At 70.5% G+C, this 20,826-nt stretch carries 13 protein-coding genes; 6 read left to right on the top strand and 7 right to left on the bottom strand.

The window, feature by feature from the left end; all coding sequences use genetic code 11:
- Positions 1 to 9: 9 nt before the first annotated feature.
- Positions 10 to 1,425: a glycosyltransferase family 4 protein gene (locus ACHZ99_RS03175; protein ID WP_420302747.1), complete on the bottom strand. Its 1,416-nt coding sequence runs from the start codon at positions 1,423 to 1,425 to the stop codon at positions 10 to 12.
- A 122-nt stretch (positions 1,426 to 1,547) separates the two neighbouring features.
- Between ACHZ99_RS03175 and ACHZ99_RS03170 the strand changes: the two genes are divergently transcribed.
- Entirely contained in the window at positions 1,548 to 2,042 is a 495-nt protein-coding gene (locus ACHZ99_RS03170; RefSeq protein WP_420302746.1) for an adenylyltransferase/cytidyltransferase family protein, read from the top strand.
- Here the strand turns inward: ACHZ99_RS03170 and ACHZ99_RS03165 are convergent.
- Entirely contained in the window at positions 2,002 to 2,709 is a 708-nt protein-coding gene (locus tag ACHZ99_RS03165; protein ID WP_420302745.1) for a CDP-alcohol phosphatidyltransferase family protein, read from the bottom strand. The genes ACHZ99_RS03170 and ACHZ99_RS03165 overlap by 41 nt on opposite strands.
- A gap of 189 nt (positions 2,710 to 2,898) precedes the next feature.
- On the opposite strand from ACHZ99_RS03165, the gene ACHZ99_RS03160 reads away from it, so the two are divergent.
- Complete coding sequence (locus tag ACHZ99_RS03160; RefSeq protein WP_420302744.1) at positions 2,899 to 3,885, top strand: hypothetical protein; 987 nt, start codon at positions 2,899 to 2,901, stop codon at positions 3,883 to 3,885.
- Between the two features lie 152 nt (positions 3,886 to 4,037).
- Here the strand turns inward: ACHZ99_RS03160 and ACHZ99_RS03155 are convergent, their stop codons facing one another.
- The gene (locus tag ACHZ99_RS03155) at positions 4,038 to 4,781 is read right to left on the bottom strand and encodes a bifunctional DNA primase/polymerase (protein ID WP_420302743.1); all 744 of its coding nucleotides are present in this window, start codon (positions 4,779 to 4,781) and stop codon (positions 4,038 to 4,040) included.
- A 463-nt stretch (positions 4,782 to 5,244) separates the two neighbouring features.
- Between ACHZ99_RS03155 and ddaH the strand changes: the two genes are divergently transcribed.
- Entirely contained in the window at positions 5,245 to 6,060 is an 816-nt protein-coding gene (ddaH, locus tag ACHZ99_RS03150) for a dimethylargininase (RefSeq protein WP_420302742.1), read from the top strand.
- A 65-nt stretch (positions 6,061 to 6,125) separates the two neighbouring features.
- On the opposite strand, the gene ACHZ99_RS03145 is transcribed toward ddaH, so the two are convergent.
- Together ACHZ99_RS03145 and ACHZ99_RS03140 are read right to left on the bottom strand one after the other, a co-directional pair.
- Positions 6,126 to 7,154, bottom strand: a complete 1,029-nt coding sequence (locus ACHZ99_RS03145) for a small ribosomal subunit Rsm22 family protein (RefSeq protein ID WP_420303192.1) — start codon at positions 7,152 to 7,154, stop codon at positions 6,126 to 6,128.
- Positions 7,155 to 7,308: 154 nt separating this feature from the next.
- On the bottom strand, positions 7,309 to 8,955 hold the full coding sequence (locus tag ACHZ99_RS03140) for an O-antigen polymerase (protein WP_420302741.1): 1,647 nt from the start codon (positions 8,953 to 8,955) through the stop codon (positions 7,309 to 7,311).
- Between the two features lie 139 nt (positions 8,956 to 9,094).
- On the opposite strand from ACHZ99_RS03140, the gene ACHZ99_RS03135 reads away from it, so the two are divergent.
- A complete protein-coding gene (locus ACHZ99_RS03135; RefSeq protein ID WP_420302740.1) occupies positions 9,095 to 10,237 on the top strand; it encodes a glycosyltransferase in 1,143 nt (380 codons plus the stop codon).
- A 28-nt stretch (positions 10,238 to 10,265) separates the two neighbouring features.
- Here ACHZ99_RS03135 and ACHZ99_RS03130 read toward each other — a convergent pair whose 3' ends face one another.
- Both ACHZ99_RS03130 and ACHZ99_RS03125 read right to left on the bottom strand, forming a co-directional pair.
- On the bottom strand, positions 10,266 to 10,574 hold the full coding sequence (locus ACHZ99_RS03130; RefSeq protein ID WP_420302739.1) for a hypothetical protein: 309 nt from the start codon (positions 10,572 to 10,574) through the stop codon (positions 10,266 to 10,268).
- 113 nt (positions 10,575 to 10,687) lie between these two features.
- On the bottom strand, positions 10,688 to 11,170 hold the full coding sequence (locus tag ACHZ99_RS03125) for an MmpS family transport accessory protein (RefSeq protein WP_420302738.1): 483 nt from the start codon (positions 11,168 to 11,170) through the stop codon (positions 10,688 to 10,690).
- A gap of 784 nt (positions 11,171 to 11,954) precedes the next feature.
- Here ACHZ99_RS03125 and ACHZ99_RS03120 point away from each other — a divergent pair.
- A complete protein-coding gene (locus ACHZ99_RS03120) occupies positions 11,955 to 13,376 on the top strand; it encodes a DNRLRE domain-containing protein (RefSeq protein ID WP_420302737.1) in 1,422 nt (473 codons plus the stop codon).
- Entirely contained in the window at positions 13,259 to 20,821 is a 7,563-nt protein-coding gene (locus ACHZ99_RS03115; RefSeq protein ID WP_420303191.1) for a DNRLRE domain-containing protein, read from the top strand. Before ACHZ99_RS03120 ends, ACHZ99_RS03115 begins: the two co-directional genes overlap by 118 nt.
- Positions 20,822 to 20,826 lie beyond the last annotated feature (5 nt).

Here is a 20,826-nt window from a genome sequence, read left to right as displayed (position 1 = left end):
CGGCCCCCCTCAACCGGTCTGCTCAGTATGGGGGACCGGCTCCCCGGCCGGCGCGTCGGCCGCCTTCCGCCTGTGGACAACCGGCGGGTTGTGGACAACCGGCTCCCGGGAGTCCCCGTCCCCGTCCGCGGCCCCGCCCGACTCGCTGCCCGCGCCCGCGTCCCTACTCGCGTCCGCGTCCGCGCCCGAGCCCCCGGCCCCGTCCTCGTCCCGGTCCAGGGCCTCGTCCAGCAGCGCGGTGATCCGGCCCAGACCCGCCTCGCTGCTCAGGTGCTCCCGGACGTACACCGGCCCCTTCGCCCCCAGCGCGACACCAAGGTCCCAGTCCCCGGCCAGCTTGCGTACCGCCGCCAGCAGCGCCTCCGGGTCCTCCGGCGGCACCACCAGCCCCGCGCCCGCCCGCCGCATCTCCTCCGCCGTGCCGCCGCCGTCGGCCACCGAGGCGACCACCGGCCGGCCGGCGGCGAAGTACGAGGTGAGCTTCGACGGCACGCTCATGTCCAGCACCGACGACCGCTGGGTGACCGCGAGCACGTCCGCCGCCGCCAGCACGTCGGTGAACTCCGCGGCCTCCGCCGGCCGCAGGAAGTCGAGGTTCGGCAGCCCCGCGCCCAGGGCGGCGAGCTGCTCGCGCTGGTTGCCGTCGCCCATCAGCACCACCCGCACCGACGGGTCCGAGCGGGCCGCCTCGACGAGCACCTCCAGGCCCTGCTTCAGCCCCATGTTGCCGGAGTGCAGCAGCACCGTCTGGCCCTCGCGCCACCCCAGCAGGGCGCGCATCTCCGCGCGCGGCCGGGTCGGGCCGGACACGTGCGACCAGTTGGGGACGACGCGTATCCGCTTCTCGTCGACGCCCATCGCGGCCACCCGCGGGACGAACGTCTCGTGGATCACCCCGACCAGCGACGCCCGCCGCAGCACCCGCGACTCCACCGCGCGGGCCGCGGCCGCCGCCCGGCCCCCGCCGCGGATGCCGCTCTGCGCCGCGGCGGCGCCCATCAGGTCCTGGACGACGGGTATGTACGGCACCCCGTGGCGGCGGGCGAGGCGGGCGCCGAGCGCGCCGCCGGCCAGGCTGGGCAACTGCGCGACGACCGCGTCCGGCGCGTCCATGCGGGGCGGCGCGACGACGCCGTGGGCGAGGATCGACGCCTCGTACAGCGCGCGCCGTACGGCCGTCTGCCGGGCGGGGACGGAGTGCCGGCGGCGGTGGACGCGGACACCGGCCAGGTCCTCCTCGCGGCGCCAGACGCCGCGGTACTCCTCGGCGACCTGCCAGTTCGGGTAGTGCGGCATTCCGGCCAGCACATGCACCTCGGCGCGGCCGGACTCGACCCAGTGCTCCGCGATCTGTGTCGCGTATGGCCCGATTCCTGCCTGTTCCGGCGCATAGTTGGTCGAAACCAGCAGCACCCGTGTCACCATTCCACCCCTCGTTTGCCTTCCCGAAGCCCGGCTTGCACCTTATCCGCACCTGCCCGTTATGGTTGACACTCCTGGCGCGCCGGGGGTTGCGCCACTATCAGGGGGAATACTTGGGGGGTGCCGTGGCGCACACGGTCGGCTATGCACCGGGGGTCTACGACCTCTTTCACGTCGGACACCTGAACATTCTCCGGCACGCCCGGAGCCGCTGCGACTATCTCGTCGCCGGTGTGGTCTCGGACGAGATGGCGCGGCTGGCGAAGGGCCGCGCCCCGGTCGTGCCGCTGGTCGAGCGGCTGGAGATCGTACGCAGCATCCGGCACGTGGACGCCGCGTTCGTCGAGACCGTGCCCGACAAGCTGGAGACCTGGGAGCAGGTCCGCTTCGACGTCATCTTCAAGGGCGACGACTGGCGGGGCACGCCCAAGGGGGACAAGCTGGAGGCCGACTTCCGGTCGGTGGGCGTGGAAGTGGTGTATTTCCCGTACACGGTGCACACGTCCAGCACGCAACTGCGCCGCGCGCTGGACGCCCTCGACGGCCGCGGCCCCCGCGCCGACCGCGGCGAGGCGCAGCTCAGCTCGCCGCAGACAGCTCCCGGAACCATTTCGCCATGAAGGCCACGAGGAAGAGCGCCGCCGCCGCGGCCAGCGCCGCGTAGCCGGCGAGGAACGCGCTCTCGCTGCCCAGCAGCAGGAACACCACGCAGAAGACGCCGTAGTCCACCGGCAGCAGCGCCACCGCCCGCAGCGGCGAAGGCGGCGCGGGTGGTACGGACGCCGCGGACTTCGGCTTGAGCTTGTCGGCCAGCAGCCCGCCGCAGAAGATCAGCACGGCGGTCAGCTGGAAGCCCAGCGGCAGCAGCAGCCAGCCGTCCGAGGAGAGGTCGAAGAAGCGGTAGAACGAGACGAGCACGGCCGCGTGCACGGCGGTGACCTTCGCGCAGTCGACGACGTGGTCCAGCCACTCGCCGGCCGCGCTCGACTCCCGGCGCAGCCGCGCCAGCTGGCCGTCCGCCGAGTCGAGGGCGAAGCCGGTGACGAGCAGCGCGTACACCGCGACGGCCAGCGGCCACCCGGGGCGTACCAGCGCGATGGCCGCGATCCCGCCGCCGGTGAACGCCGCGCTGAGCAGCGTCACATGGTTCGGCCGCAGCCCCAGGACGTACGCCCCCGCCGCGAACACCCGTCCCAGCGGCCGGTTGACGTAGCGCGAGTAGAGCGAGACGCCCTTAGCCGTTTTCTGAGCTTTGCGCAACTCGCTCAGTGCTGCCCCGAATGTCATGCGCAGCATGATGATCGCTCGTACCCGCCCCGGGGAAGGGTTTTCGCCGCCGGGACGCGAATGAGAGCCGAATCACTGCGGAAGTCCCCGCGTCCGGCGGCGGATCCGGTCCCGCGCCGGTGGCCGGCCGCCGACCCGGGTAAGGTGACGCCGTTCCCAGGCCGTGCGCAGGAGTCGGAGAAAAAGATCATGCCGATACGCCGCTTCCGGGTGACCGTCGCCGCGGTGCCGTTGCTGGCGGCGACGCTGCTGACGCTCAGCGGGTGCGTCACGGTGCACGGCGAGGAGGTCCTCCAGCCGGCCGTGACCGAGGACGAGGCCGCCCGCGTCCTCGACCGGTTCGGGGAGATGAACAACAAGGCCAACGAGGACTACGACGTCGCCGTCAACTCCCGCATTGAGGCCGGCGGGCTCCGCGAGATCGACCAGGCGGGCCTGAAGGTCCGCAAGAAGGACTTCCCGGAGGGCAACCCCGACTACGAGCCGCTCGAATTCCGCGACTCCCGCTACCTGATCCCGCAGCAGCGCGGCTGGCCCCGGTGGTTCGTCGCCGACTCCCTGACCAACCGCAACGAGCTGCGCTGGTTCCTGGTCTTCGTCAAAGAGGGCCCGGAGACCCGCTGGCACGCCACCCACCTGTCGCTGCTCGACGACTCCGAAGTGGCGGCCATCGGCAAGCTCGCCAAGGACGACGACGGCCACGTCCGCCGCGTGCCGCTCGGCAAGACCGCCGGGCTGACCGTCCCGCCCGGGCAGCTGGGCGCGGCGTACGCGACATACCTGAAGGACGGCGAGGGCGACGACTTCGCGCCCGGGCAGCACACCTCGGAGCGCGTCGGCGCCCGCGACCAGTACCGGCGCACCCCCGAGTACGTCACGCAGTACGTCGACGAGGCCACCCCCGAGTACCCGCCGGTCGCGCTGCGGCTGGCCGACGGCGGGGCGCTGGCGCTGTTCAGCAGCCGCCACTTCGTGAAGCAGACGATGGCCGAGGGCCAGGAGGTCGAAGTGCCGCCGGCGGCGGACACCCTGATGGAGGGCGGCGCGCCGGAGAAGTCGCTGACGCTGGAACGGGTCTCGCAGCAGGCGGTGGTGGTGCCGCCGCGCGGCGACGAGGGCGAGGGGATCGTCTTCTACAACCGGCTGGAGGGGCTGGTGGGCGCCGCGGGCAGCTGAGGCGGCGGCGCTTCGGGCGCGTACGGACCCGTACGGGCCGGTGCGAGCCCGCAGCGGCCGGGCTCGACTCAGGGGGCTTCAGCGCAGCGGCTTCACGCGCGGGGGCCTCACGCTCGGGGCCTCACAGCTCAGGGCCCCGGCTCAGAGGGGCCTCAGCTCAGCGGCCAGGCCGCCTCGTGCTCCCGCTCCGCGCCCGCGTACGCCGCGCAGGCGTCGGTCAGCGCCTCCAGCAGCGTCAGCGGGTCGGGCAGCGGGTGCTCCGGGCCGCGCAGCCACGTCACGCCCTCGTCCCCCGGCAGCCGCGCCGGCGGCACCAGCACGTAGCTGCCGCGGCAGTGCCAGCGCAGCCCCGGGTGCTCGTCCGTCGTCTCGGGGCGGCAGTCCAGCTCGCACGGCCACCACTCGTCCTCGTCCTCGGGCGTGCCGCGGGTGGAGGTGAAGAACAGCATCCGGCCCGGCCCCGGCGCCTCCGGGCTGACCGCCACCGGCCCGGCCGCGACGCCCTCCGCCTCCAGCCGCGCCAGCGCGCGCGTGCCCGCCTCCAGCGGGACGTCGAGCACGTCGTGGCTGCGGCCCGTGGCGGTGACGAAGTTCGCCTCGGGCTGCGCGGCGAGCCACCGCTCGACGCGCTGCGCGTCGGCGCTGGCCTGCGTCTGCCAGGCGAAGGAGACGGCGTGGCGGCCGGGGGAGGGACAGCCGATGCGGTCGCAGGAGCAGCCGTAGCCCTCGGGATACGCGGCGGGCGCCAGCGGCAGCCCGGCGTCGGCGGCGGCCAGCAGCAGCTCCCTGCGCTCGGCGGCGGCCGCCTGCAGGCGCTCCGCGGCGGCGGCGCTGCCGCGCGTCCGGCCGCGGCGGGTGCCGGAAAGCCAGTCCGGAAGCCTGCGTACCCGTGCCATGCGTCCCCTCACCTCGGCCCGTCGTCCGGAAACGGGCCCCGATCCTCATGCTGCCACCTGACCGGGTGCCCCGTAGGCCGATACTGTGCCACGGTATTCCATCCTTTCCGGCGGCCGCCCTCCGGTACCGAGGGGCCGCCACCGGCCCCGGCCGCCGGGCCGCGGCCCGGCCCGTACGCCCGGACCTGCGCGGATGCCGGGGATCAGGGGCTACGGCCCGGCCCGCGCCCGGCGCCGCGCGCGATGAAAACGTGACCACCGTTCACCAGTGCGTATCGCGACAAATACGCCTTTGGCGGCTCCGGCGCCCCGCCCGCGCCGCCGCGCCCCGCGACCCGCACCCGGCCACCCGTGCCGCACTGCTGCGCGCGCGGCCCTTCACCGTGCACCATTCGGTTACGTGCGTCGGCGCGCGCGATCCGCGGGCCGGCGCTTGGACGTCAGCAGTGAGGAGCCCTCGTTGTTGCGCACAGCCTCGGCGCGCCGGTACCTGATGTGCCCACCGGCACACTTCGCCGTCACGTACTCCATCAACCCGTGGATGGACCCCGCCAAGCCCGTCGACCTCCAGCTCGCGCTCGCGCAGTGGGAGGACCTCGTCGCCCGGCAGCGCTCGCTCGGTCACACCGTCGAGCTGCTAGAGCCCGACCCCGCCCTGCCCGACATGGTCTTCGCCGCCAACGGCGCGCTCGTCGTCGACGGCCGCGTGCTCGGCGCGCGCTTCGCCTACCCGCAGCGCAGCGGCGAGGCCGCCGCCCAGCGCCGCTGGTTCCGCGCCCACGGCTTCGCCGACTACCACCTGCCCGAACACGTCAACGAGGGCGAGGGCGACTTCGCCGTCACCCGCTCCTGGATCCTCGCCGGGCGCGGCTTCCGCAGCAGCCCCGAGTCGCACGCCGAGGCGCAGGAGTACCTGGGCCGGCCCGTCATCGGCCTCGACCTCGTCGACCCGCGCTTCTACCACCTCGACACCGCGCTGTGCGTCCTGGACGACACCACCGACACCGACGTCATGTACTACCCCGCCGCCTTCTCCCCGGGCAGCCGCGACGTGCTCGCCCGGCTCTTCCCGGACGCCGTCCTGGCCGCGGAGGAGGACGCGCTGGCGCTCGGCCTCAACGCCGTCAGCGACGGCCGGCACGTGCTGCTGCCGCAGGCGGCGGCCGGGCTGGCCGCGCCGCTGCGGGCGCGCGGCTTCGAACCGATCCCGATGGATCTGACGGAGCTGCTCAAGGGCGGCGGCAGCGTGAAGTGCTGCACGCTGGAGCTGCGCGAATGAGCGGCTGAGTGCCTGAGCGGCCGGGTGCCTGAGCGGCCGGGTGCCTGAGCCGGTGGGCGGGCCGCCTACGGCCCGCCGTGGCCGCCGTCCCCGGGCGGCGGCCACGCATCGCCCCAGCGCAGGTCCCGGGCGGCCCGGTAGCGCGGGCCCTGCCGCTTGGAGACGACCGTACGGGCCAGCCCCTCGCCGGCCGTGCAGAGCTGTAGCAGCACCTGCCCCTTGCGCAGCTGCGGGTGCCGTACGACCCGTCCGGCCGCCGGCGCCCCGCCGGTCCGTACCGGCCGGGCGGCGGCCACGTACGCGAACTTCTCGTCCTCGTGCCCCAGCTCGCCGCCCTTGACCCGGCGGTGCAGCGCGGAACGTTGTACGCGGGCGGCGAAGTGGCACCAGTCGGCGGTCCCGGCCATGGGGCACGCCGCGCTGTGCGGGCACGGCGCCAGCACCTCGAACCCGTCGCCGACCAGCTGCTCCCGCGCGTCGAGCACCCGGCGGTACCCCTCGGGGGTCCCCGGCTCCACGACCACGACGGCCCCGCGCGCGCTGCGCGCGGCCGCGGCGACGACGGCGCGCCGGACGTCGGCGGGCAGCTCCCCGAGGACGTACGAGACGGTGACGAGCCCGGCCGCCGCCCACGCGGGGCCCGGCGCGGCCGGGCCGAGCGGGTGGCGGCGCCACTCGGCGGCGCGCACCGCGGGAGCGGCGGCGCCGGCGGCCAGCTCGCGGCCGAGCGCCAGCGCCGGTTCGGCGTGGTCCAGGACGACGGTCGGCCGCGGCCCCGCCGCCCGCGGCGCCTCGGGCCCGTCCGGCTCGTCCAGCCCGTCAGATCCGTCCGATCCATCCGGTCCGTAAGACCCATCCGGCTCGTCCGGCCAGACGGCCGCCGCCGCCCACACCGCGGCGCCGGTGCCGCCGCCCACGTCGAGGTGGCTGTCCGGCTCCCACCCGGGCGCGGCGTCGGCCAGCGCGCCCAGCGCGGCCCGTACGGCCTGGAAGGTGGCGGGCATCCGGTACGCGGCGTACGCCGCCACGTCCTCCCGGTCGCGCAGCGCGGGGGCGGGGCCGCCGCCCCGGTATCCGGCGACGAGCCGGTCCACGGCCGCGGCGGTGCGCCGCGCGCCCGCCCCGTCGAGCAGCCGCCCGAGGGCTGCGCGGAGATCATCCTCGGCATCCACGCCCCGAGCCTACGGCCCCTTCCGGGACCGAGGACCGCCGCCCGCGGGCGCACCCCGCCCGGCGCGCCCTGCCCGCTCAGCGCAAGCGGCGGCGTTCGTCCGGCCGGAAGGTCGCCACCAGCGCCAGACACACCACCGCGATCCCGATCCGCCCCGTCGCCTGGAGCAGCGGCCCCCGCAGCAGGATGAACGAGTAGCCCGCGATCAGCGGCACCACCGTCGCCAGCACGTTCCCCGGATCCCGCGACACGTGTCCCGACTCGGCGAACCTCCGGTCCGTGCGCGCCGCCGCGTACCCCACGAGCAGCAGCCCGCCCGCCACCCCCAGCGGCCCGAAGTCCAGCCACAGCTCCGTCCACAGCGGCGAGGACAGGTTGACGTTCGTCATCCCCATCCACGTGCCCACCTTCACGCCCGAGTCGAGCTGCTTGCCGTCCCACACCGAGCGGGGCACGAAGAAGAACGCCGAGGACGCCATCTGCTTGCCGTAGGTGTGGCCGACGCCCGAGTCGACGTACGAGATGGTGTTCGCGAACATCACCGTCTGGTCGTAGTCCTTCATCACCAGCGGATCCAGCACCGACTGCGACCGCGTCTCCTTCCGCCCCGACTCGTCGTAGCGGAACTTGTCCGCGAACGGGAACAGCAGCACCGCCAGCGCCACGCCCCCCGCGAGCGCCGAGCGGTACACCACGGAGCTGCGCGGGAACGCGGTGAACAGCAGCGCGAAGGCGACCGTGAGGAACCAGTAGCGCGGGTTGGAGATCGGGTTGTTCACGATCACGTTGACCAGGACGAGCCCCGCCCACGGCAGCACCACGCCCGGCTGCCGCCGGGCCCGCCGGGACATGACCATCCAGCGCGTGAGCATCAGCAGCGCCAGCAGCGCGGGCACCGTACCGAAGCCGCGCACGAACGCCGAGCCGACCTGCGAGTCGGACGCCCCGCCGCCGAGCTCGTCGCTGATCGCCTCGCGGCTGCCGAAGAACGGCGCCGGGCCGCCGAGGGAGGCGATGAACAGCCCGCTGCACGCGTACGCGACGAACACCAGCACGTACAGCCGGCGCTTGTTGATCGACGCGACCGGACGCGGCCGGCGGTTCAGCCGCGCCTCCGACGCGTGCCGGGAGAGCAGCGCGCCGACGTCGAACGCGACGAAGCCGACGAGGACGAGCGCCACCGCCTGCGTGAAGTCGCCCCGGGTGCCGACCGTCGGGGTCGGCGTCTGCTCCAGCACGATCTGCGCCAGCGGCGCCACGCCCATGGCGACGTAGCAGAAGAGCCAGACGGTGCCCTGGATGAGGCGGCGGCGGGTGGTGAGGACCATCGCGGACAGCCGGGCGCCCGCGTAGCAGGTGGTGGCCAGCTGGAGCCAGAAGACCGCGTCCCGCACGTCGGGCTGGGAGCGGCCGGCGACGGCCAGCGGCAGGACGAGGACGAGCGCGACGACGAGCGGGACGGACAACGCGCGGGAGAGCACCGCGCGGGGGGTGGGGCTCTTCGGAATGACGAAGGGGGCGAAGGGGGTGAAGGGGCGGCGGGTCCGGGTGGCGGCGGCCGTCCCCGTCCCCGTATCGGCACGCGTACGGGGACGGCGCGCGGCCTTCGCGGCCAGCGGCGCCATCCGGATCTGGACGGTCTCGTCGAACGGCGCGCGGGCGTCGCCGCCCGCACCCTCGTCGCCGCCCCCGCCGGGGCGCCCCCCGCCCGGTTGGTCCGCCATCGCCCGAACTGCCCCCGCCCCGTATCGCCCCGTATAGCCGTCCCGCAACCGAAGACAGTCTAAATAGGCGCGGGGTTGTGTGCCGGGTAGGCTCCGGGAACAAACGTACGGTGCCGGGGGGTGCCGGGAGGGGACCGTCTTGAGGATTCTGCACGTCGTCACGCTGCACACGCCCACGAACGACTTCGGCGGCCCCACGCGCGTGGCGCTCAACCTCTCCAAGGGCCTGCGGGCCCGCGGCGTCGACTCCCGCATCGCCACCCTCGGCGACGGCTTCGACGGCCCGCTGCCCCGCGACATCGACGGGGTGCCCGCCTGGATGTACCAGGCGAAGCACGTCCTGCCGCGATTCGAGGTGAGCGGCATCACCTCGCCCGCGCTGCTGGCCCGCGCCCGGCGCCTGGTCCGCTCCGCGGACGTCGTGCACGTCCACCTCATGCGGGACCTCATCACGCTGCCGTTCGCGCTCATCGCCCAGCAGGCGGGCGTGCCGGTGGTGCTGCAGACACACGGCATGATCGACCCCACCGAGAAGCCGGTGGCGCGCGCCGTCGACGTGCTGGGGCTGCGCCGCGCGCTGCGCGGAGCCGACGCGACGCTGTACCTGACGGAGTTCGAGCACGGCGAGATCCAGGCCGTCGTCCCGGACACCCCGCTGACCCGGCCGCGCCGCCTCGTCAACGGCGTACTGCCGCAGGAGCGCAGGCCCGCGCGGACCGAGGGGCCGCCGACGGTCACGTATGTCGCGCGCGTGCAGGAGCGCAAGCGGCCGGAGGACTTCATCCGGGCCATCCCGGTGGTGCTGGCGAAGTACCCGGACGCCCGCTTCGTGCTCGCCGGGCCGGACACCGGCGCGCTGGCCGAGCCGATGATGCGGCTGGCCGCCGACCTGGGGGTGGCCGACTCGGTGTCGTACGCCGGCTCCCTCACCCCCGACGAGGTCCTGGCCCAGCACCGCGCGTCCGACGTCTACGTGCTGCCGTCCGTCGTCGAGCCGTTCCCCGTCTCCCTACTGGAGGCCATGTCGGTCGGCGTTCCCGTCGTGATCACCCGCACCTGCGGCCTCGGCCCCGACGTGGCCCAGGCCGGCGCGGGCCGCGTCCTCGACAGCCGCGCCGACGCGGACAACGGCCCGCTGGTGGGCCAGGCCGTGCTGGAGCTGCTGGACCCCGCCGCCAACGAGGAGGCGTCGCAGGCCGCCTGGCGGCTGATCAACGACCGGTTCGCCATCGACGGCGTGGTCGACACCCTGCTCGGCGTCTACGACGAGGTGCGCCGCTGAGCCGCGCCCCCGGCCGGCGCGTCCGCGCTCACCCCGGCAGCGTCCACTCCGGCCCGCCCCGCGGCGGCGCCGCGCGGATCTCCCAGCCGGAGGGGTCCGCGTCCGGCTCCCAGTACGGCACGTCCCCGGCGTAGTAGAGGCCGTAGGCCCAGTGCTCGGGCAGCTCGTGACACATGATGTCCGGGTACGGGCCGATGTCCGAGCGCCCGTACGCCCTGTTGATCCGGGCCACCGCCTCCGCCCGGGACACGCCGAAGCGCTCCACCATGACGTCGGCGATGTCCCGGAAGTACGCCAGCATTCCCTCGTCGAGCCGTGTCGTGAACTCTTCCGTCATGATCCCGCCGATGATGGTCCGTACCGTGTGCGCTCGGCATTGTTGAAGACGTCCTCCGCGCGGTCGGTGAAGATCGTCCGTTCCCGAAGCCGGTGCCGTGCGCCGGGGTCACGTCACCCCTGGCTCCCCGGCTCCGCCGGGCGGTCGAGTGCGGTGGTGCAGGTGGCGCGGCCGTGGGGGCCGGTGGCGGTGGCGCGTTGGCGGTGGCGGCCGTCGACGGCGAGGGCGCAGGTGGCGTGGGTGCCGTCGGCGGGGAGGACGACGGTGAGGGTGGCGTCCTTTTTCAGCGGTACGTCGACGGTGGTGGTCCAGGGCAGTTCGGCGTCGGGGAGGACGGTGGCGGTGCCTTTGGGGCTGCTGCCGAGGTAGGTGAGGTGGGCGGTGCCGCTGCCTTCGACGGTGTAGGTGATGGGGGCGGTGGGGACGTGGCGTTCGGCGGGTGGGGGGTCGCCGCCGTCGCGGGTGAGGCCGTAGGCGAGGAGGCCGGCGGCGGCGGTGGCCGCGAGTGCGGCGGTGAGGGTGCGGCGGTGCCGTGGGGGGACGGGGGGCGGCTGTGGGTTTTCCGGCTGTGTTTCCGCGTTGGTCGCGGTGTGCATGGGTGGGATTCCCGTCCTTTGGCAGTGGTGGATTCGGGTGTGGAGCGTAGTGGGTGTGCGCGCCGAATGTAATTGGGCGGCTAATTCCGGGTGAGCTGAGGGTTCGGGGCTTGTCTGGAGGGCTGGGCGGGGTGTGTGTCTCGTGGTTGGCGTGTTTTCGCCCTCCTGTGGGGGAATCCTCGGTTGGGGCGGGGTGTGGCTGTTGGTGAGGTCGGTGTGGTGGGGCTGACCTGGTTGCTTGCATGGATCTGTGCGTGTGTGAGCCGTCACGGCATGTTGTCGATGTAGAGTCTTGTGCCCCAGTTTGGTTGCTTATCGGTGTGTGGTTGACAGGTGCATTGTGGTCCGTTGAGGATCGGCGGCACCCCCCATGCGAGACGTGCGTTGTGCTGGCCGGGTATTCGCCCGGCCGGTTATTCGGCGTGCCGTTTTCCGTGTGCGAGTGCGTGCGTGGGATTGGCGTGGAGGGGTTGCGGGATGAGGGCTCGGCTGGGGCGGTTCGTTTCGTCGGTTGTGGTGGCGGCGTTGATGGTGGTGCTGTTGCCGCAGCCGGCTTTTGCGGCGGGTTCCACGCCGGGTGTGGGCGGGTTGGTGAATACGGTCACCGGCTGGTTCACCGATGACGGTGAGGGGAGGGCGACGGGCCGCCGTCGAGCGACAGCCGGGCGCCGGCGAGCCGGGAGAAGCTGGGTGCGGGGAAGGCGGAGCCGGCGCCGGAGCGGGTGAGGGAGCTGGCCGGCGGCGGACGCCGGAGGCGCGGTTCTGGCGGATGTCGGACGGTGGGGTGCAGGCGGAGCTGGCGGCGGCGCCGACGTCGTACGAGACGCGTGGCGGTTCGTGGAAGCCGATCGACACCGCGGTGACGAAGACCGGCGCGAAGGGTTTCGCGTACGCCAACACCAGCAACCTGGCCAGGAGTTTCTTCGGCGATACGCCTGGGCGGTTGCTGAAGGTGGAGGGGGAGCTGGGCCAGTCGGTGACGTTCGGCTTGAAGGGCGCGGACGGGCCGCTTACGCCGCGGGTGGAGAAGAACGCGGTCACCTACCCGGACGCGGTGGGCGGGGCGGATCTGTCGTATCGGGTGGGTGCGGGGGAGGTGAAGGAGGACATCGTCCTGGCCGAGCGCCCGGAGGGTCGGGTGTCGTTCACGTTCTCGATGGATGTTACTGACGGGCTGACGCCGAAGAGCCGTAAGGACGGGTCGGTGGCGTTCTTCCATGAGACCCGCCGGTCGCCGGTGGTGGTGATCCCGGCGCCGTTCATGACGGATGCGGCCAAGGACGCTTCCTCCCCCTACGGCAAGGTGTGGAGTCCGGAGGTCACCCAGGAGCTGTCCCGGGACGGCAAGGGCTGGGAGCTGACGATCACGCCGGACGCGGGCTGGCTGGCTGCGGACGAGCGTGAGTATCCGGTGCGGATCGATCCGACGATCACGATTGCGCCGTCGGAGTCGGAGTCGCAGGACGTGATGGTGCTCTCCGATCAGCCGGGGGTGAACTTCGCGCCGGCGTGGAACATGTCGGTGGGCACCAGCGAGACGGGGGTGGCGCGGTCGCTGGTCAAGTTCCCGCTGGATGAGATCCCGGCGGGGGTGTCGGTGGATGCGGCGCGGCTGAGTCTGTACTACGACCAGACGCACACCACCGGCGGCAAGAAGATGAAGATCCAGGCATATGAGGCCACGGGTGCGTGGGATGAGTTGTCGGCGACGTGGGAGAACACCAAGTCGCTGGTGGGGGATCTGTCGGGGACGAAGCTGCAGTTGGACGACGGCCGTGCCGGGACGGCCGGGGTGGGCGACTGGACCCGGGTGGCGGGTGCGGGTTACGAGTCGGACTACCGCTACAACCAGAACGCGGCGACGGGTGAGTCGTACACCTGGCGGCCGCGGATTCACGACAGCGGCACGTATCTGGCGGATGTGCATCTGCCGGGGTCTCGGACGCGGCGCCGGCGGCGTCGTATGAGGTGGCGCACCGGGGCGGGACGAGTTCGTTCACGGTGGACCAGCGGGGTTCGTCCGGCAGGTGGGTGGACCTGGGTTCGGGGCAGATGTCGTTCGGTGAGGGCACCGCGGGCAGCATCACGCTGGGCGACACGGGGGATGCGGGGTCGAAGACTGTCGCGGATGCGGTGCGGCTGGTCAACCGGGCGGAGGTGTGGAAGGAGGCGGGGGAGTACAACGAGTGGCACAACTTCCCGGTGAAGAACTCGGTGCAGGAGTGGGTCAACGGCTCCCTGCCCAACAACGGTTTCATTCTGAAGGCGTCGGATGAGACCCCCACCGGACCGGACGCGCTCGGCGGGCCCCGGTATGAGTCCTCCGACGCCACCTACTACGGCGGGGAGACCTCGACGATCCCCCGGCTGACGGTCTCCTACGGCCGTATCGGCACGGCGCTTCAGTCGCCGACGGTGGTGCACGGCACGGGCCCGGAGCTGCACTGGAAGCCCTACACCAACACCACCGGGGACGCGGGGGCGGATTTCGTCGAGTACCAGCTCCACCGCTCCACCCAGCAGGCATTCACGCCGTCGGCGGCGACGCTGATCGCCCCGATCGGGGACCGTGCGACGGACAGCTTCACCGACACCACGGCGACGCCGACGCCGCAGTCCTCCAGTGAGGAGATCGGGAAGGCGTACTACTACCAACTCGCGGTGAAAACCGCCGACGGTGACCTGCTCGGCTCGCCGACGCGGATTGTGGGGATCCCCAAAGCCGGGCGGACGATGAAGCTCATCCAGGGCTCCTCCGGCGGGGCGGTGAAGGACACCACGCTGTCCTCGCAGCAGCCGAACACCAACCAGGACACCATCGAGTCCTGGAAGGTAGGGCAGAACTGGCTGAGCGTCGGGAACAACTCGGGCACCTACGGCACCACCCGCGCGCTGCTGGACTTCGACACCACCACCATCCCGCAAACAGCGACGGTGCTCGAAGCCCAGTTGCAGATGTGGGGCACCCAGACCACCCGGGATGAGGGGTCGACGGGCGCGGTATATGAGCTGCGGCCGTTGGAGAAGGGCTTCGGTGAAGGCTCCGCCACCTGGAACAACAACACCTCCACCGGCACATGGGCAAACCCGGGCGGCGACTTTGGTGCGACGGTCGCGGACACGGTGCCGCAGTGGAGTGGGGAGGTCGGCCGGCACTGGTGGGACGCCACCTCACTGGTCGAAGACTGGGTCGCCACGCCTGCGTCGAACAAAGGCGCGATGGTCAAGCTGGCGGATGAGTCGTCCAGCGGGACGCGGGAGCGGTCGCTGTGGCTGTCCAGCGAGGGCCAGGACCAGCAGCTCGGCCCGCTGCTGCGGGTGATCTACGTCGACGCCACCGCCGCCTCGACGTACTACGCGCCGGGCACGCCGCAGCGGATGACGCCGAACACCACCTACGACGTCGAGGTGACGTTCACCAACACCACCGACTTCACCATGAACGGCAACAACCCCGACGGCTGGGGGCTGTCGTACCGGTGGACCCTGCCCGACGGCAGCACCCCGCCCGGCCTGGGCCAGCCGCTGCTCACCGACCTGCCGGAAAGCATCCCGCCCGGCGGGGAAGTCACCGTCACCGCGCAGGTCAAGACACCCATCAACTCCGACGCGGGCAACAAACGCACCGACTACCAGCTGACCTGGGACGTCTACGCACCCTCCCTGGACGCCTGGCTGTCGGACCGCCACCACATCCCTGCCCTGACCCAGCGGGTGGCCGTGGAGGACCCCACCTCCGACGAGCTGGGCCTGGAGACGTTCTACTCCTACACCGGCACCCCGACCGGCGCCGGCTCCTCGGTGATGAACAACGCCGCCGCCGGGAACGCGGTGTGGTCATACAACGCGTTCGCCAATCCCGGCCGCGGGCTGAACACCTTCTTCCGCATCGCCTACAACTCCCTCGACACGAGCGACACGGTCACCGGCCACGGCGTCTCCGCCCAGGCCGCCGGACCGCTGCGCCTCGGCGCCCCGCTGGACTTCCATCCCAACCCGCATCCGACGGAGGTGCGGTGGCCGGACGGCGACGGCACCACGCATGTATTCGAAAAGCAGGCTGATGGCAGCTTCAAGGCCCCGGCCGGTGTGCACTACAAACTTGCGCCGAAGCAGGGCCTGGACTGCACCCCGTCGAAGGACCCGATACCGGATGCGTGGACGGCGACGCGCCCGGACGGCACCCGCTTCCTGTTCGGCTGCGACGGCTACCTCACCTCGGTCGTCGACTCGAACGGCAACACGCAGACGTACACGTACACCGAGCGCAAGTCGAACAACAAGCCGGTGAAGTTCCTCGACTACATCACCGACCCGGCCGGCCGGAAGTCCCTGACGGTCGAGTACTACGAGAAGGGCGACGCGTCGTATGAGTACATCAACGACGCGGGTGAGCAGGTCGCCGGCTCGGGGAAGCTGACGAATTCGAAGATCTACGATCACGTCAAGTCGGTCACCGACATCTCCGGCCGCACCCTGGCGTTCTACTACACCGACAAGGGCCTGCTGGGGCGTATGACCGACGGCGCGGGCAGTGGACAGCCGAAGGTGTTCGACTTCACCTACGACGCCACCCAGGGCAACAAGAACGTCAAACTCGTCGCCGTCGAAGACCCGCGCCAGCACACCACCAACCTGGACTACTACGCCCCCAGTGAAGGGGATGACCCGGAGTATCACTGGTGGACCAAGCAGATCACCGACCGGCGCGGTAACGGCACCGGTTTCGTGTACATGGACAACGCGGGCACGCCGGAGTTCACCGACACCCGGGTGACCGACGCCGAGGGCAACGTCACCGACACCACCACCGACGACTTCGGCCGCCCGGTCACAACCATCAACGCCAAGAACGAAACCACCACCCTGGCCTGGGACGCCGACAACAACGTCACCTACCTCCGCGAACACAACGGCGCCGAAACCGCCTACTGCTACGACCCGGCCACCGGCTACCCCCTGTGGCAACGCGACGCCGAGCAGAACGCAGCCGCCGGCGGCGTCCCCGACCCCACCACCTGCACCGACGGCACCACCCCCGCCAACGCGACGGTCTTCCAGTACGCGGAACGCACTGCCGACGGCTATGTGAAGGACCTGTGGCGCAAGACCTCGCCCGAGGGCCGCGCCTGGACCTTCACCTACGACGCCTACGGCAACCTCAAGACCGTCACCGACCCCAAGGGCACCGCCACCACGGACGAGGGCGACTACACCAGCCGCTACACCTACAACGCCCACGGCCAGCTGGAAACAGCGACCGACCCGCGCGGCAACACCACCACCAACGCCGACTTCACCCCCACCGGCTACCCGCGGCTGATCACCGATCCGAAGGCCAACGGCACCGACTTCGTCTACGACGAACGAGGCCAGGTCACCAAGGTCACCGACGCACTCGGCGGGACCACCGAGCAGAACTACGACGTCTACGGCCGTCCGCTTGAGAACAAGGTCTCCAAGGACCACTCGGCCGGCAGCTACATCACCACCCCCGCCCCGGTCTACGACGCCAACGACAACGTCACCACCTCCACCGCCCCCAACGGCGCCGTCTCCACCGCGGTCTACGACCAAGCCGACCTGATGACCGCGGCCACCGCCCCGGACAACAACACCACCGGCCGCGAAACCAGCTACACCTACGACCGCGTCGGCAACCTGATCACCACCACCGAACCCAAGGGCGTGGCGACGGCCGAGATACCCGGCGACTTCACCACCACGAACCACTACAACGCGATCTACCAGCTCACCGACGTGGTCAACGCCGACGGTGACAAGCTGTCCTACCGCTACGACGACGTCGGAAACCCCACCCACGTCATCGACCCCAAGAAGAACACCACCCCCGACACCACCGACTTCACCACCCACACCACCTACGACCTCAACCACCGCCCCAAGACGGTCACCGACGCCGCAGGCGAAACCACCACCACCGCCTACGACAAGGACTCCCTGGTCATCTCCACCACCGACAAGGCAGGCAAGACCACCGAAGTCGACTACGACGAACGCGGCCTGCCCAAGACACAACGCGTGCCGTACACGGACACCATCACGCGCACCACGAAGTTCACCTACGACCAGGCCGGCAACCGCACCAAGGTCGAAACCCCCCGCGGCACCGCCACCACCACCGCAGACGACTTCACCCTCCGCACCACCTACGACGAACTCAACCGCCCGGTACGCCAATACCAGCCCTACGACCCCAACGACGCCCGCTACAACGACCCCGACATCTACACCGAAACCCGCTACGACGCCCTCGGGCGCGTCGCCACGGTCTCCGCACCGCCCTCGGCAGGCCAGACGGTACGCAACGACACCACCTACGAGTACTTCGACACCGGCTGGATCCGCACAGCCACCGACCCGTGGGACATCGTCACCCGCTACGACTACAACGACCTCGGCCAGCAGACCAGCCGACGCCTGATCTCCGCAGGCGAGGAAACCACCGAACGGCCGATGAACTGGGGCTACTACCCCGACGGCTCCCTGAAAACCCGGAAGGACTCCGGCGTCCCCGACGGCTCTGCCGTGGTCCTGGTAGACAACTCCGATACCCAGCACACCTCCACCACAGGCAGCTGGAAGAAGTCGAAGTCCATCGCCCTGTCCGGCGAACCGAAAGACACCGGCTTCAACCACCGCACCCAAACCTCAGACCAGGGCTCGTTCACCTGGCAGACCATCATCCCCCGCGACGGCGAGTACACCGCCTACGCCAAGTACCCCGAAAAGACCGACGCGGGCACCGCCACCTACCGCATCGACCACGCCGGCGGCAAGGCGACCAGCAAGGTCAACCAGGCCAAGAACCCCAACCGGTGGGTGAAGCTCGGCACGTACCGCTACAAGCAGGGCATCAAGTCGATCACCGTCACCGGAAGCGACCAGGGCACCATCAGCGCGGACGCCGTCAAGCTGGTCCGCTCCTACGACGCGGCGGCCGACACCGAGGAGAAGGTCTTCGGCTACCGCTACGACCGCAACGGCAACCTCACCGACATCGACGACACCAGCTCAGGCGCCCGGATCGACGCATACACGATGGCCTACACCGGCCTCAACCAGGTCGCCAAGGTCAGTGAGAACCTCGCCGGCGAGCCGAAGAAAGTCACCGCCTTCACCTACAACACCAACGGCCAACTCCAGACCGTCACCCACCCGGACGTGTTCCAGTCCTACGCCTACGACATCCGCAACATGGTCAACCACGTCGAGGCCGGCGACAGCGCCACCGACCCGACCAAGCGGACAACCTCTTACGAATACACCGCCCGGGGCCAGAAGCTGCGGGAGAACAAGGCGAACGGCAACTTCGTCGACTACACCTACTACGCCAACGGCGCACTGAAGACGACCCAGGAGTACAACAGCCAGCTCCTTGTCGCCTCCCACGCATACGACTGGGACGCCAACGGCAACAAATCCCGCGACGCGACGAAGAAGATGAACGCCGACGACCACACGGCGTACCTCGAATCGACCACGGCCTACACCTACGACCCGGCGGACCGGATCGCGAAGGTCACCAAGACCGGCAACGGGGCGGGCACCGAGACCTACGTCCACGACGCCAACGACAACGTCATCAGCCAGACGGTCAAGAACACCGAAACCACCTACACCTACAACCGCAACCGCCTGGTCACCGCAGCCACCGACGGCACCACAGACACCGCCTCCTACAACTACGACCCCTACGGCCGCCTCGACACCATCACCGCCGCCAGCCAGATCATCGAACGCACCATCTACGACGGCTTCGACCGCATCAGCGAACACAGCCGCCTCCAGGACGACGGCACCACGAAGAAGACCACCTACACCTACGACCCCATGGACCGCACCACCTCCAAGACCGCCAGTGGCAAGACCACGGACTACAGCTACCTCGGCTTGTCCGGCCAGGTCCTGGACGAACGCGTAGCCGGCGAGGTCACCAAGTCCTACCAATACGACCCCTGGGGCAACCGCCTCTCCCAGATCACCCACAACACCGACGGCACCGAGGAACTCGGCGTCTACGGCTACAACAGCCACACCGACGTCGAAACCCTCACCGACACCAGCGGCAACACCAAAGCCACCTACGGCTACACCGCCTACGGCACCAACGACGACTCCGAATTCACCGGAGTCGACAAACCCGACCCCACCACCCCCAACCAGGAGCCGTACAACCCCTACCGCTTCAACTCCAAACGCTGGGACCAGGCCTCGGGAACCTACGACATGGGCTTCCGCAACTACAGCCCCGGCCTCAACCGATTCCTCACCCGCGACACCTACAACGGCGCCCTCGCCGACATGAGCCTGACCACCGACCCCTTCACCGGCAACCGCTACGCCTTCACCGGCGGCAACCCCACCACAGGCATCGAACTCGACGGCCACCGCTACTCCTCCCTCGACTACCAGTCAGACGGCGACACCTGGATGCAGTACGAGGCATTCGACTCTCCCCAGGAGTTGGAAGGGGTTCTGGCAAATTCCGAGGGGGCCATGCCTGCCGGTGACGGATGGGATTTCCTCGCCGGCGTCGTCGACGCGGCCCTTGTTGAACCTGTCAAGGCCGGTGTGGATATTGTCGACCCCACCGGAACGGCTTCTGGGAAGATCGACGATTTCCAAGGCTGGGTCGAGGACAAGGCAGGCATCGACTCGACCTCCCGCCGCTACAGCGCGGGGCAGTTCTTTGTCGACATCGTCGGTGGTATCGGCGGAGTAGGCAGATCCGCCGTCAGAAGTGTCAATCGCGCCGCCGGAGCCGCTGACGCGGCTGGAGACGCGGCCACCACCTGCCGACGGAACAGCTTCACCGCCGACACCAAGGTGCTGTACGCGGACGGCACCACCAAACCGATCGAAGACGTCAGGATCGGTGACGAGATCGTCGCCACTGACCCCGAGACCGGGGAAACCAGCGTCGAGACCGTCACCGACACCATCACCGGCAAGGGCTCCAAGAACCTCGTCAAGATCACCATCGACATCGACGGCGACCGCGGCGACAAGCAAGCCACCGTGACGGCCACCGACGGCCACCCCTTCTGGGTCCCAGAACTGGACGAGTGGATCGACGCCACCAACCTCCAGCCCGGCCAGTGGCTGCAGACCAGCGCCGGCACCCACATCCAGATCACCGCCATCAAACGCTGGACAACCCACACCACCGTCCACAACCTGACAGTCACCAACCACCACACGTACTATGTGCTGGCGGGAGCCACGCCGGTACTCGTTCACAATTGCAATGAGTCGATGGACTTCGTGCATGGAACGAGCTCTACCCATGCCGACAACATCGAGGCGAATGGGCTCAGTGGTGATGCGGCTCGCGCGAATTCGAGTCGCGGATCTGTTGGGCAGCCAGGGAACCTGTTTACGTATCGGGTGAGTCCCGGGGATTCGGACACCCTCAGTGCTGCTGCGACATTCGGTGGGAGTCGCACCGCTACCGGAGATCGTCCAGCCATTCTCATCTTCCGTATGTGTAAGTGCACGTACGATCGACTGACGGCAGAAGGTCATATAACTACACGGGTCACTGACGAGGTGAGCGGGAGAGTCGAGCACATCTTCGGCCCAGGAGCCCTGTCGCACCTGCAGCAGGTCTATCGCAGGAACCTATGAGGGCC

Origin of the sequence: Streptomyces sp. MAR4 CNX-425 (assembly GCF_048656465.1) — a bacterium.
Lineage (GTDB): Bacteria > Actinomycetota > Actinomycetes > Streptomycetales > Streptomycetaceae > Streptomyces.
This window is presented reverse-complemented; position numbering and strand designations above follow the sequence as displayed.

Bases quoted from the DNA above. Each gene is read 5' to 3' on its own strand.
- ACHZ99_RS03125 (WP_420302738.1), bottom strand. From the start codon at position 11,170: ATGCACACCGCGACCAACGCGGAAACACAGCCGGAAAACCCACAGCCG.
- ACHZ99_RS03155 (WP_420302743.1), bottom strand. From the start codon at position 4,781: ATGGCACGGGTACGCAGGCTTCCGGACTGGCTTTCCGGCACCCGCCGC.
- ACHZ99_RS03175 (WP_420302747.1), bottom strand. From the start codon at position 1,425: ATGGTGACACGGGTGCTGCTGGTTTCGACCAACTATGCGCCGGAACAG.
- ACHZ99_RS03130 (WP_420302739.1), bottom strand. From the start codon at position 10,574: ATGACGGAAGAGTTCACGACACGGCTCGACGAGGGAATGCTGGCGTAC.
- ACHZ99_RS03165 (WP_420302745.1), bottom strand. From the start codon at position 2,709: ATGACATTCGGGGCAGCACTGAGCGAGTTGCGCAAAGCTCAGAAAACG.
- ACHZ99_RS03160 (WP_420302744.1), top strand. From the start codon at position 2,899: ATGCCGATACGCCGCTTCCGGGTGACCGTCGCCGCGGTGCCGTTGCTG.
- ACHZ99_RS03140 (WP_420302741.1), bottom strand. From the start codon at position 8,955: ATGGCGGACCAACCGGGCGGGGGGCGCCCCGGCGGGGGCGGCGACGAG.